Source organism: Bradyrhizobium stylosanthis (assembly GCF_001641335.1).
GTDB lineage: Bacteria > Pseudomonadota > Alphaproteobacteria > Rhizobiales > Xanthobacteraceae > Bradyrhizobium > Bradyrhizobium stylosanthis.
On sequence record NZ_LVEM01000002.1, the window covers coordinates 494,990 to 507,110 of the forward strand.

Genomic DNA, 12,121 nt, shown 5'->3' on the forward strand with positions numbered 1-12,121 from the left:
TTAACCCGGTTGTTCGACACTGCCCTTGCCGTGTCGTCCCCGGCGTTTCCTTCAAGCTCTCCCGACATTTCCAGGCTGGAAAATCGGGGCAAACTGGTTGTTCAAGTGCTCGTCCTCTCTAGCAGAAGGCCGGGCCAAGACAAGAACCACGGGTCAAGGCTTGGCGGAACACCCGCGTGGGGCGGGTCAGGGGACGGGCGCGGCAGGCATTGTGGTTTTGGGGTGGGGATGCGGCCTGGCCGGGTCCCCGACAGGAGACGGGTTGATGGCGTTGGGGCGTTTTTGTTCGGTGATGGCGCTCGTTTGCACCTGGTGGAGCGCCTCGGTCGGCCCCTCGCATTCGGCGAAGGATGCTACCCCGCAGACCACCAGCGGCCTGCCGGTGCCGCGCTATGTCAGCCTCAAGTCGGATCACGTCAACGTCCGCGCCGGCCCGACCAAGGACAACGATGTGGCCTGGGTCTATACCCGCGCCGGCCTGCCGGTCGAAATCACCGCCGAGTTCGAGAACTGGCGCCGGGTGCGCGATTCCGAGGGCTCCGAGGGCTGGGTCTATCACTCGCTGCTGTCGGGCCGCCGCACTGCGGTGGTCACCATGAAGCACAAGGACGACCTCGCGCCGATCTACGACCGGGCCGATCCCGACAGCGCGGTTGCGGCCAGGCTCCAGGCCGGCGTCGTCACGACGGTGAAGAAGTGCACTGCAAACTGGTGCCGCGTCACCGGCAACGGTTTTGACGGCTGGATCCAGCAGGAACGCCTCTGGGGCGTCTATTCGGACGAGCAGGTGAATTGACCCGAAGGGTCATCCCGGAGCGATGCGCAGCATCGAATCCAGGATCTCGAGATTCCCCAGCGCGCAATTTGCGCGCCTGAGGTCTGGTGCTAGCGCACCGTCCCGGAATGACGGCCTGAAACGACAATGGCCGGGACAAGCCCGGCCATGACGCCAGAATTCAGCAGATTGGATCGATCTCAGCGCTTCTTGCGCAGGCGCACGACCATGTCGATGCGCGCGATCTCGTAACCCTCCGGCACCTCCGGCATCTTGGACAGCGCCAGATGCGGGTCCTCGATGTCGACCAGCTCGTGGCTGTTCTCGAGGTAATAATGGTGGTGGGTGGTGACGTTGGTGTCGAAATAGGTCTTGGTGCCGTCCACGCTGACCTGGCGGAGCAGGCCGGCATCGGTGAGCTGATTCAGCGTGTTGTAGACGGTCGCCAGCGACACCGGAACCTTGGCGAGCGTGGCTTCCTCGTACAGCATTTCGGCCGTCAGGTGGCGGGCACCCTTGCCGAACAGGAGCCAGCCCAGCGCCATGCGCTGGCGCGTCGGACGGAGCCCGGCGGACTGGAGCATTTCATTGACGTCGTGCCAGGGGCAACCGGTCAGGGCCGGCTGACGGCCGGACATGAGGGCCGCGGCATGGGCCTCGTCGTCGTGATGGGGCGCGGTATTCTCGCTCATTTCCAGATTTCGGGCACGCGTGAACAATATCTCTCTGCAATATAAGAATAGAAAGATGCAGATGCAAGTTTCTCGCAACTAGAGGGGTTCTAATCAGGCTTGGAACCGGGCGAGACGACCGTCATTTTACCTTCATGACAGCGCTTTGCCACCGAAATAGCCTGTGTTAGAGAGCCCGCGGTTCCGCTTAGCCGATTTTGGCGCAACCGGGCAGGTGGCCCGGTCCGCAGTCCATCCGGGGCTTGCGGGAGTTACGCCTGACGACGGCAATTGGCGTTGCTCTCCGGACGGGGCCTATTTTCGCCAAAGAACGCCGCTCAACCGGCATTTGAACAGAGGCTCGTGCATGCTGAACAGGCGCAACGGTTACGAATACGAGGATTTGCTGGCATGTGCGCGCGGCGAGATGTTCGGCCCGGGCAATGCCCAGCTGCCGCTGCCGCCGATGCTGATGTTCGACCGCATCACTGACATCAACGACGATGGCGGCGAGTACGGCAAAGGAGTGGTCCGCGCCGAGCTCGACGTGAAGCCCGACCTCTGGTTCTTCGGCTGCCACTTCAAGAACGACCCCGTGATGCCCGGCTGCCTCGGCCTCGATGCGCTGTGGCAGATGGTCGGCTTTTATCTGGGCTGGATCGGCGGCGAAGGCCGTGGCCGCGCGCTCGGTCTCAACGAGCTGAAGTTCAGCGGCCAGGTGCTGCCCGAAGCCCGTAAGGTTGTGTACAACGTCGATATCAAGCGCGTGATGCGGTCAAAGCTCGTGCTCGGTATCGCCGACGGGTGGCTTTCGGTCGATGACCAGATTATCTATCGCGCGAAGGATCTGAAGGTCGGCCTGTTCAAGCAGGGCACGAGCCTGGGCTGAAGCGCATCACCAAGAAAGACAACGATTTAGGCGAGGCTGTCATGAGGCGGGTTGTGGTCACCGGAATGGGCATCGTCTCGTCCATCGGAAACAACACCCAGGAAGTGCTTGCGAGCCTCCACGAGGCGAAGTCGGGCATTTCGCGGGCTGAGAAATATGCCGAGCTTGGCTTCCGTTCGCAGGTGCAAGGTGAGCCGACGCTCGATCCCTCGACGGTGGTGGATCGCCGCGCCATGCGCTTCCTCGGTCAGGGCGCGGCGTGGAATCACATCGCGATGGAGCAGGCGATCCAGGATTCCGGTCTGTCGCCCGACGAAGTCTCCAACATCCGCACCGGCATCATCATGGGGTCGGGCGGACCTTCGGCCCGCACCATCGTCGAATCCGCCGACATCACCCGCACCAAGGGGCCGAAGCGCGTCGGGCCGTTTGCAGTGCCGAAGGCGATGTCCTCCACCGCTTCGGCGACGCTCGCGACCTGGTTCAAGATCAAGGGCGTGAACTATTCGATCTCCTCGGCCTGCGCGACCTCGAACCACTGCGTCGGCAATGCCTATGAGACGATCCAGATCGGCAAGCAGGACGTCGTCTTCGCCGGCGGCTGCGAGGAGCTGGACTGGTCGCTCTCGGTGCTGTTCGACGCCATGGGCGCGATGTCCTCGAAGTACAACGACACGCCCGCGACCGCCTCGCGTCCCTACGACGTCAACCGCGACGGCTTCGTCATTGCCGGCGGCGCCGGCGTGCTGGTGCTGGAAGAGCTCGAGCATGCCAAGGCCCGCGGCGCGCGCATCTATGGCGAGATCGTCGGCTATGGCGCGACGTCGGACGGCTACGACATGGTCGCCCCGTCGGGTGAAGGCGCCGAGCGCTGCATGCGCATGGCGCTGTCGACGGTGAAGACCAAGGTCGACTACATCAATCCGCACGCGACCTCGACCCCGGCCGGCGATCCGCCGGAGATCGACGCGCTCCGCCGCGTGTTTGGCAGCGGCGAGAAGTGTCCGCCGATCTCGGCGACCAAGGCTCTGACCGGCCACTCGCTCGGCGCCACCGGCGTGCAGGAGGCGATCTACTCGCTGCTGATGATGAACAACGGTTTCATCTGCGAGAGCGCCCACATCCAGGAGCTCGATCCGGTGTTCGCGGACATGCCGATCGTGCGCAAGCGCATCGACAACGTGAAGGTCGGCACCGTGCTGTCGAACTCGTTCGGCTTCGGCGGCACCAACGCCACGCTGGTGTTCAGCCGGCTGGATGTGTGACGTCGTTGCGGACCCGAGGTTGATTTCTCGTCATGGCCGGGCTCGTCCCGGCCATCCACGTCTTAGCTTCGGGCTGCGAAGGGTGTGGATGCGCGGGACGTGGGCGAGCGAAGCGACGCCGTTCTTCGAACGGTTATGCCCGGGCATGACGAAGAGTGGAGACTAGCAGGCAATGGAAGGTTTGATGAAAGGCAAGCGCGGTCTGATCATGGGCATCGCCAATGATCATTCGATCGCGTGGGGCATGGCGCGGACGCTTCATGCCCATGGCGCCGAGCTTGCCTTCACCTTCCAGGGCGAGGCTCTCGGCAAGCGCGTCAAGCCGCTGGCGGAGCAGCTCGGTGTCGATCTGGTGCTGCCCTGCGACGTCGAGGACATCGCCAGCGTCGACGCCACGTTCGCCGCCTTGCGCGAGAAGTGGGGCAAGCTCGACTTCGTCATCCACGCGATCGGCTTTGCCGACAAGAACGAGTTGAAGGGCCGCTACGCCGACACCAGCCGCGAGAACTTTTCGCGCACCATGGTGATCTCCTGCTTCTCGTTCACGGAAGTGGCAAAGCGCGCCGCCGAGCTGATGACGGAAGGCGGCAGCATGATCACGCTGACCTTCGGTGCCTCCGAGCGATCGATGCCGAACTACAATGTGATGGGCGTCGCCAAGGCGGCGCTAGAAGCTTCCGTGCGCTATCTCGCTTCCGATTTCGGGCCGCGCGGCATTCGCGTCAACGCGATCTCGGCCGGGCCCATCCGCACGCTCGCCGGCTCCGGCATCGGCGAGGCGCGCGCGATGTTCGCCTTCATGCAGAAGCACTCGCCGCTCCGCCGCGGCGTCACGCTCGACGAGCTCGGCGGCTCGGCGCTGTACCTGCTGTCGGACCTCTCCGGCGGCGTCACCGGCGAAATCCATTATGTCGATTCCGGCTACAACATCGTGCTGATGCCGCGGCCGGACGATTTGAAGACGCCGGACTAGGCGAGGATGCCGTAGGGTGGGCAAAGGCGCGTAAGCGACGTGCCCACCATTTTTCCATGGCGATGCAGGTCGTGGGCACGCTCCGCTTTGCCCACCCTACGAGATCTCCCTCTGGGCGCGCCCGAGGTGTGCGTCCTTCCCCGGCACCCCACGATCATGGGGCTGACTCCCCAACAAAATCATGTTTGCTGCGCCCGATAGCGCCGCAGGGTCGTGTCCCGCGGTTCGGGAGGAACGGTCTTGCCGACGGTGCATGCGATGTGTCGAGCGGCTGCGCTGGCGTCCGTTGGCGGCACCGTGCTGCTCTGCGGCGGCTCGCATGCCTGGGCTCAGTCGGCGATCTGGGATTCGACCCTCTCCAACACGAATTGGTACGTGCCGACAGCGCAATTGCTGGCCTATGCCGCGCCGAAGACCGGCTTTTCCAATCCGATCCCGATCGGCGACCAGACGCTGTGGTCGCTCGCGACTGCGACCAACGGCGCCTTTACCGGAACAAGCGTTGCGCAGCTCAAGCTCGGGCCCGCGCTTCTGACGGATACCTCGACCATCCAGGGATTCGTCACGACCGCGGGCCAGATCACGATGCTGTTCACGCCGACCGCGGGCGGCGCGGTGACCGTCGGTCTCGGCCACATGCGAACCGTCAATGGTGTGACCGGAATGGAAATGCAGATGATCACGGGCGACGGCCTGCTCGTGACGCATTGGGCCTACATGCTGCCCTACGATCCCGCGACATTCACGCCGCCGGCATCGCAAGCAATCCCCGCGAACTCCGTTCCGCAATGGGCGTGGACTTCGGGCACGCCGTGGCGGATCGTCAGCCCGACGTTGTTCGGCAGCTCTGCTCCCGGTCGTTTCGTCATCACGAATTACCAGAACGGATATTTTTGGGGCGCCGGCGTCGCGCCCGCAGGGAGCAGTACGGCGAACTTCACGTTGCTGGGCTCCGTGACACCCGAAGGCAACGTTCTCTTCAACACGCTCTCGAAGGGCACGCTCAGCAGCCTCTACGGTGCCGCGGGGGGCGACGCATCGGGCGCGCAGATGCTCGTCAGCACCTACGACCTCTCGGGCAACCCGACCGGCGGCATCGCCTATCTTTCGCTGGTACGGCCCTATGCCGAGACCCTGCAAGCGCAGAACAGTCGCGCGGGTCTGGCTGCGGCCGATATGCTCTATCGCCTGTCCGCGACGTCGCTCGGTTGGACCGGTACCATGGCGCCCGGTTTCGTCGCACTCGACAATCTGAGCGGCCAAAACCTCGTCAATGCCGTCAACCAGACTTTGCCGGTTCTGAACGGTGCGGCGTCGCAGGCGACCTACGCTACGCAGCGCGTGTTTCAGCAGGCAATGACAGGACGCCTCGACGACGTGCTTGGTCTGAACGGCGGCATGACGCCGGAGCGCAACATCTGGATGAAGCCGCTCGGCGGTAGCGTGCGGCAAGGCGGCGTCGATGGCGTTGCCGGATACAACGCGTCCGGCGGCGGCATCGCCGTCGGCGCGGACACGACCATCTCTGTGCGCGCGATGCTTGGCGGCGTGTTCGCCTATTCCCATCACACCATGACCGGGAGCGACGACGCGGTATCGAATCGGCTCAGGATCGATTCATATCAGGCGGGGTTCTACGGCGCTTACGCGCTCGGCAATGGCTTCAGGATCGATGGCCAGCTCGACGGCGCGATCAACGACAATGGCGAGAGCCGTTCGCTCACCTTCATCAACAGCACCGCCGGTGCCTCCTATCGCTCCTACAGTGGTCACGCCGGCGCCGCCATCCGCAAGCTGATCCCGATCGAGCCGGGATTTGCGGTCGCGCCGTCGCTGCGGCTTGACTATGGCTACGTTCGCTCGCCCGCTTATCAGGAGGGTGGCGCGAACGGATTCAGCCTCAACGTGGATGCGCAAACCTACCGTGAGTTGACACTGACGGCGGGGGTTAAGGGTGCTTACGAGCTCGCGAAGCAGCTCTATCTCACCGGCGATATCGGCGTTGGCTACAATACGCTGAACCAGGGACTTCAGATCAGAGCGGCATTTGCGGGTGCCGGCGACACTTTTGTCACCAACGGCCTTGCGCTGTCGCCATGGATCTACTCGACCGCGGTGGGACTCGTCGCAGCCGACGGCAGGAACTTCGATCTCGGCATCCGCTACGGCGTTGCGGCGACATCTTCCGGACTGCTTCAGCAATCCGGGCTCGCCGTGCTCAAGATCAGGCTGTAAGCGCGCCGGTTCAGCCCGCCGCGATCTTCTCCGCGCGCTGGAATGCCGGCCGTGCCATGCAGCGCGCGAGATAGGCATCGAAGGCCGGACGCGACGGCACCATCTTGAACAGGCGCACCGCGTAGTTCAGGCCTGAGCCGACCGTGAGGTCGGCGGCGGAGAACTCCTCGCCGAGAATCCACGGTCCTTCGGCCAGCGCGGCCTCCAGCACGTCGAACACCTGCGTCGCACTGCCCCAGGCCGCGGTTGAGGTCGGGATCTCGATCTTGGTGAATATCTGGATGATGGCCGGCTCGATGCAGCTCGGCGAGAAGAACAGCCATTGCAGATAGCGCGCACGGTGCGGATCGGTCACGGCAGGCGCAAGCTTCGTCTCGGGATAGCGGTCCGCGATGTAGGCGCAGATCGCGGCGGCTTCGCCGAGCGCGGCATCGTCGTCGGAGAGCGCCGGCACCTTGCCCATCGGATTGATCTTGAGGAAATCCGGCGCCTTCTGCGCGCCGGTCGAGATGTCGGTCAGCACGCGCTCATAGGGCAGGCCGCTTTCTTCCATCAGCCAGAGCGTCGTGAACGAGCGCGAGCGGGGCGACCAATAGAGCTTGATCATGGCGGATTCCTTTATTGCCGGAGCAGTTGGGGTAGCGTCTTATCGAGGCTCGTCGTCAGCAGCGTGCGGACACCATCGCGCAGCGCCTGGTTACCCACCACCTCGTTGGACGACGCCGGAAACGCCGTCTCATCCAATTCCTTGTTGGGGCCGCTGATCGGGTTGATCCCGATCAGGCGTGACATCATGGGTTCGTCATTCGTCGACGCCGCGGCCTTCTTGATCACCTCGAACGACTGCCCGTCGTACACGGTGATGTAGGTCAGCGCGAACAGGAACGTGCGCCGCTTGATGGGATTGCCCCATTTCACGATTCCAAACCCTTCGACGGATTGGTTGGTGTTGCTGAAGCCATTCTGGAATCTCTCGACCAGGACATAGAGCTGGCATTTGGTGCCGGCGGCGCTCTGCTGAACGAATTCCTGTCGCTCCGGGTTTCGCCTCAGCATCGGCGATCCCGATCCGCCGGCCTGCGTCCAGGCGCTCGGCGAATACGCCAGCCGCCTGACGGATTTGCCGGACGCGGCCGCGCGAACCCGCGACGTGACGATGTCATCAAGTCCCCAGCCATCGATCGCAACGGGCGCGTACTCGTTGCCGAACATGGTGAAGCCAACCTGCTGAACACCGAATCGGTTGCCGACGACGGAAATGAGGCCAATCCCGCACGGTCCCGCATCGACAGCGGCCGGCTGCTTCGAACCCGAGGCAGCTTTCGGCGCGGCGCCTTTGGCTGGCCGCGTTGGCGGTGGAACGGATTGGGCCGCCGCGCCCGCGATGAGCCCGAACAGGAAGATCGTCGTCAAGCAGATGCGAAACATGGGCGTTTGATGCGGGTTGCGGCTTCCAGGATGTTCTCGTCGGCGAGAGACATCTACTAGAGTGCGCCGGCGACAACCGCAAGGCGAAGAGCCGGTCCTCCTCCTACCTGTCGCTGGACCGCCGCTTCCACCGGTAGTATTTCATCGTGAACCCGTTCGACGGCTCGATCTCTTGCTTCTCGAACACAAAACCTTCGCGCTCGTACCAGCGCCAGGCCTTTTCGTTCTCGCGGACGCAGCGCAGGTGCATCTCGTCGGGCATTTGCGTGCGCGTGAAGGCGAGCAGCTTTCGCCCGAGCGATTGGCCCTGATAGGTGGGACCGACGAACAGCATGTCGAGATAAAGCTTCGGCAGATGCAGCGCGAGCATCGCGGCGATGGTGCCGTTGTCGTCGGCGACGAACAGGCTCCAGCCGTTCTCCATCTCCCGCCTGATGCGGGCGCGAAGATTCGCCAACAGGAAATCGCTCGTTTCGCCGAGCCCGGTCGAAACCCAACTCTCCATCCAGACCCGGCCGATCTCGTCATATTCCTCAGCGCGGGCGGGACGGATGATGAGATCAGACATCGGCGCTCTTCTTGCCTAGGCCCGTTGGCTTCGCGCGACCTGCTTCGGGCGCGCCTTGCCGGCCGACAAACACACCACCTCGGAAATCTGCAGCAGCTGCCGCGCCAGCGGACTGGTCTTGCGCCAGACCATGCCGATGGTGCGCGAGGGCTCGGGGTCGCGGAAGCGCGTCAGCGAGACCGTCGCCGATCGCGTCTCCACCGGCACCGCCATCTCCGGAATCAGGGTCACGCCGATGCCGGCGCTGACCATCTGCACCAGCGTCGACAGCGAATTGGCGTCCAGCATCTCGCGCGGCGGCGCCGATTGCATGTTGCAGAACGACAGCGCCTGATCGCGGAAGCAGTGTCCCTCCTCGAGCAGCAAGAGCCGCATCTCCCGCATCATCTCGCGCGAGGGCGCCGGCGTTCCCTCGTCCGCGCCCGGCCGCACCAGCAGGAACTTCTCCTCGAACAGGGCGACCTCGGTCAGCGAGGGCTCCGACACCGGCAGCGCGACGATGGCGGTGTCGAGCCGTCCTTCGACCAGCTCCTGGATCAGCCGCGGCGTCATCGTCTCGCGCACGCGGATGTCGAGTTCCGGATGCATGCGGGTGAGGTTCTTGGTGATCTTGGGAAGCAGATACGGCGCGATCGTCGGAATCATGCCGATGCGCAGGCGCCCGGCGAAGCGGTCCTGCGAGGCCCGGGCGAAATCGCCGAGCTCGTCGACCGAGCGCAGGATGTCGCGGACGCGCTGGGCGAGCTCCTCGCCGAACCGGGTCAGGGCGACCTGCCGCGCGCTGCGCTCCAGCAGCAGGCCGCCGAGCGTCTCCTCCAGTTCCTTGATCTGCATCGACAGGGCCGGCTGCGAGATGGAACAGGATTCAGCCGCGCGGCCGAAATGGCCGTGACGCGCCAGCGCATCGAAATATCGGAGCTGGCGCAGCGTCAGATTGATCATAAGAAAATCCTATCGCAGCGATCACTAAAGTCAACTTCACCTGATAGGAGGGGGCGCTTAGAGTGGTTCTACCTGGTCAAAGGCGCCGTCGGACGCCACCAGAGGAGGTAATCATGGACGACACTTCAAAGTGCCCGTTTTCGGGCGGAAAACCCACGCGCGCGAACCGCGACTGGTGGCCCACCCAGCTCAGCATCGAGGTACTGCACAAGAATTCCGACTTGTCCGACCCGATGGACAAGGATTTCGACTACGCCAAGGAATTCAAGTCGCTCGACCTGAACGCGGTCGTCAAGGACCTGACCGCCGTGATGACGGATTCGCAGGAATGGTGGCCGGCCGACTTCGGTCACTATGGCGGTCTCATGATCCGCATGGCCTGGCACAGCGCGGGTACCTACCGCATCACCGACGGGCGCGGTGGCGCCGGTGCCGGTCAGCAGCGTTTCGCGCCGCTCAACAGCTGGCCCGACAACGCCAATCTCGACAAGGCGCGCCGTCTGCTCTGGCCGATCAAGCAGAAATACGGCCGCAAGATTTCCTGGGCCGATCTGATGGTGCTCGCCGGCAACGTCGCGCTGGAATCGATGGGCTTCAAGACCTTCGGTTTCGCCGGCGGCCGCGCCGACGTGTGGGAGCCGGAAGAGCTCTATTGGGGTCCGGAAGGCACCTGGCTGGGCGATGAGCGCTACAGCGGTGAGCGTCAGCTCGCCGAGCCGCTCGGCGCCGTGCAGATGGGCCTCATCTACGTCAACCCGGAAGGCCCGAACGGCAAGCCGGATCCGGTCGCCGCGGCCAAGGACATCCGCGAGACCTTCTTCCGCATGGCGATGAACGACGAGGAAACCGTCGCGCTGATCGCCGGCGGCCACACCTTCGGCAAGACCCATGGCGCGGGCGATCCGTCGCTGGTCGGACCCGAGCCGGAAGCGGGCGCGCTGGAAGAGCAGGGCCTCGGCTGGAAGAGCAAGCACGCATCGGGCCTCGCGGGCGATTCCATCACCAGCGGTCTCGAGGTGACATGGACGCAGACCCCGACGAAGTGGAGCAACTACTTCTTCGAGAACCTGTTCAACTACGAATGGGAGCTGACGAAGAGCCCGGGCGGTGCGAACCAGTGGACCGCCAAGGGCGCCGACGCGGTCATCCCTGATGCCTTCGACAAGTCGAAGAAGCATCGGCCGACCATGCTGACGACGGACCTGTCGCTGCGCTTCGATCCCGCCTACGAGAAGATCTCGCGTCGCTTCCTGGAGCATCCGGATCAGTTCGCGGACGCCTTCGCCCGCGCCTGGTACAAGCTCACCCATCGCGACATGGGCCCGATCCAGCGCTATCTCGGCCCGCTGGTGCCGAAGGAGACGCTGATCTGGCAGGATCCGATTCCGGCCGTGAACCACGAGCTGGCCAGCGAGCAGGACATCGCCTCGCTGAAGAGCAAGATCCTGGCCTCGGGCCTCTCGGTCTCCGAGCTGGTCTCGACCGCCTGGGCGTCGGCCTCGACGTTCCGCGGCTCGGACAAGCGCGGCGGCGCCAACGGCGCGCGCATCCGCCTTGCTCCGCAGAAGGACTGGGAGGTGAACCAGCCGGCCCAGCTGTCCAAGGTGCTCGGCAAGCTCGAAGCGATCCAGAAGGACTTCAACGCCTCGGCCGGCGCGAAGAAGGTCTCGCTTGCGGACCTGATCGTGCTCGGCGGCACTGCCGCGGTCGAGAAGGCCGCCAAGGATGCCGGCGTCGACGTCAAGGTTGCGTTCACGCCGGGCCGCATGGATGCCTCGCAGGAGCAGACGGATGTCGCCTCGTTCGCGCCGCTCGAGCCGCGCGCCGATGGCTTCCGCAACTATGTCTCCAAGCGGCAGCAGTTCCTGCAGGAGGAAGAAGCCCTGATCGATCGCGCGCAGCTGCTCAAGCTCACCGGCCCGGAGCTGACCGTCCTGGTCGGCGGCCTGCGTGTGCTCGGCGCCAATGCGGGCTCGAAGCACGGCGCATTCACCGCCAAGGTGGGCACGCTGAGCAACGACTTCTTCGTCAACCTGCTCGACATGAGCGCGCAGTGGACGCCGGTGGCTGACGGCAGCTACGAGGCTCGCGACCGCAAGACCAACGCGGTGAAGTGGACCGGCGCGCGTGCCGATCTGATCTTCGGCGCGCATTCGCAGCTCCGCGCCTTCGCCGAGGTCTACGCCACCTCGGATTCCAAGGAGAAGTTCGTCAAGGACTTCGCCAAGGCCTGGACCAAGGTGATGAACCTCGACCGGTTCGACATCGTGGCGTGATGTTGCCGCTCCCTCTCCCGCATGCGGGAGAGGGAGCGCAGCGCGCTTGCAGAAGAGCACAAACAAAAAGGGCGGCCTTTCGGCCGCCCTTCGTTTTTT

The 12,121-nt window shown here is 64.3% G+C and carries 11 protein-coding genes; 6 read left to right on the forward strand and 5 right to left on the reverse strand.

Annotated elements, in window-relative coordinates; all coding sequences use genetic code 11:
• The first annotated feature begins 265 nt into the window (after positions 1-265).
• Positions 266-796: an SH3 domain-containing protein gene (locus A7X65_RS14355; protein WP_063685776.1), complete on the forward strand. Its 531-nt coding sequence runs from the start codon at positions 266-268 to the stop codon at positions 794-796.
• A gap of 179 nt (positions 797-975) precedes the next feature.
• Here A7X65_RS14355 and irrA read toward each other — a convergent pair whose 3' ends face one another.
• On the reverse strand, positions 976-1,467 hold the full coding sequence (irrA, locus tag A7X65_RS14360; protein WP_063685778.1) for an iron response transcriptional regulator IrrA: 492 nt from the start codon (positions 1,465-1,467) through the stop codon (positions 976-978).
• Between the two features lie 346 nt (positions 1,468-1,813).
• Here irrA and fabA point away from each other — a divergent pair, with 346 nt between their 5' ends.
• The 4 genes from fabA to A7X65_RS14380 all read left to right on the forward strand — a co-directional run bounded on the left by fabA (position 1,814) and on the right by A7X65_RS14380 (position 6,808).
• Positions 1,814-2,335, forward strand: a complete 522-nt coding sequence (fabA, locus tag A7X65_RS14365) for a bifunctional 3-hydroxydecanoyl-ACP dehydratase/trans-2-decenoyl-ACP isomerase (RefSeq protein ID WP_063685780.1) — start codon at positions 1,814-1,816, stop codon at positions 2,333-2,335.
• Between the two features lie 41 nt (positions 2,336-2,376).
• Positions 2,377-3,600 (forward strand): beta-ketoacyl-ACP synthase I, encoded by a 1,224-nt coding sequence (gene fabB / locus A7X65_RS14370; protein WP_063685782.1) that lies wholly within the window; start codon positions 2,377-2,379, stop codon positions 3,598-3,600.
• A gap of 172 nt (positions 3,601-3,772) precedes the next feature.
• Positions 3,773-4,573 (forward strand): enoyl-ACP reductase FabI, encoded by an 801-nt coding sequence (fabI, locus tag A7X65_RS14375; RefSeq protein WP_063685783.1) that lies wholly within the window; start codon positions 3,773-3,775, stop codon positions 4,571-4,573.
• Positions 4,574-4,822: 249 nt separating this feature from the next.
• A complete protein-coding gene (locus A7X65_RS14380) occupies positions 4,823-6,808 on the forward strand; it encodes an autotransporter family protein (protein WP_245323644.1) in 1,986 nt (661 codons plus the stop codon).
• A gap of 10 nt (positions 6,809-6,818) precedes the next feature.
• Here A7X65_RS14380 and A7X65_RS14385 read toward each other — a convergent pair whose 3' ends face one another.
• The 4 genes from A7X65_RS14385 to A7X65_RS14400 all read right to left on the reverse strand — a co-directional run bounded on the left by A7X65_RS14385 (position 6,819) and on the right by A7X65_RS14400 (position 9,746).
• Entirely contained in the window at positions 6,819-7,415 is a 597-nt protein-coding gene (locus A7X65_RS14385; RefSeq protein WP_063685785.1) for a glutathione S-transferase family protein, read from the reverse strand.
• An 11-nt stretch (positions 7,416-7,426) separates the two neighbouring features.
• A complete protein-coding gene (locus A7X65_RS14390; protein WP_063685787.1) occupies positions 7,427-8,236 on the reverse strand; it encodes a hypothetical protein in 810 nt (269 codons plus the stop codon).
• Between the two features lie 103 nt (positions 8,237-8,339).
• On the reverse strand, positions 8,340-8,804 hold the full coding sequence (locus A7X65_RS14395) for a GNAT family N-acetyltransferase (protein WP_063685789.1): 465 nt from the start codon (positions 8,802-8,804) through the stop codon (positions 8,340-8,342).
• Between the two features lie 15 nt (positions 8,805-8,819).
• Complete coding sequence (locus A7X65_RS14400; RefSeq protein ID WP_063685791.1) at positions 8,820-9,746, reverse strand: hydrogen peroxide-inducible genes activator; 927 nt, start codon at positions 9,744-9,746, stop codon at positions 8,820-8,822.
• A gap of 113 nt (positions 9,747-9,859) precedes the next feature.
• On the opposite strand from A7X65_RS14400, the gene katG reads away from it, so the two are divergent.
• On the forward strand, positions 9,860-12,022 hold the full coding sequence (gene katG, locus A7X65_RS14405) for a catalase/peroxidase HPI (protein ID WP_063685793.1): 2,163 nt from the start codon (positions 9,860-9,862) through the stop codon (positions 12,020-12,022).
• The last annotated feature ends 99 nt before the right edge of the window (positions 12,023-12,121 follow it).

Excerpts from the sequence above, each read along its gene's own strand:
- katG (WP_063685793.1), top strand. The coding sequence starts at position 9,860 with ATGGACGACACTTCAAAGTGCCCGTTTTCGGGCGGAAAACCCACGCGC.
- fabB (WP_063685782.1), top strand. The coding sequence starts at position 2,377 with ATGAGGCGGGTTGTGGTCACCGGAATGGGCATCGTCTCGTCCATCGGA.
- A7X65_RS14390 (WP_063685787.1), bottom strand. The coding sequence starts at position 8,236 with ATGTTTCGCATCTGCTTGACGACGATCTTCCTGTTCGGGCTCATCGCG.
- irrA (WP_063685778.1), bottom strand. The coding sequence starts at position 1,467 with ATGAGCGAGAATACCGCGCCCCATCACGACGACGAGGCCCATGCCGCG.
- fabA (WP_063685780.1), top strand. The coding sequence starts at position 1,814 with ATGCTGAACAGGCGCAACGGTTACGAATACGAGGATTTGCTGGCATGT.
- A7X65_RS14385 (WP_063685785.1), bottom strand. The coding sequence starts at position 7,415 with ATGATCAAGCTCTATTGGTCGCCCCGCTCGCGCTCGTTCACGACGCTC.
- A7X65_RS14355 (WP_063685776.1), top strand. The coding sequence starts at position 266 with ATGGCGTTGGGGCGTTTTTGTTCGGTGATGGCGCTCGTTTGCACCTGG.
- fabI (WP_063685783.1), top strand. The coding sequence starts at position 3,773 with ATGGAAGGTTTGATGAAAGGCAAGCGCGGTCTGATCATGGGCATCGCC.
- A7X65_RS14400 (WP_063685791.1), bottom strand. The coding sequence starts at position 9,746 with ATGATCAATCTGACGCTGCGCCAGCTCCGATATTTCGATGCGCTGGCG.
- A7X65_RS14395 (WP_063685789.1), bottom strand. The coding sequence starts at position 8,804 with ATGTCTGATCTCATCATCCGTCCCGCCCGCGCTGAGGAATATGACGAG.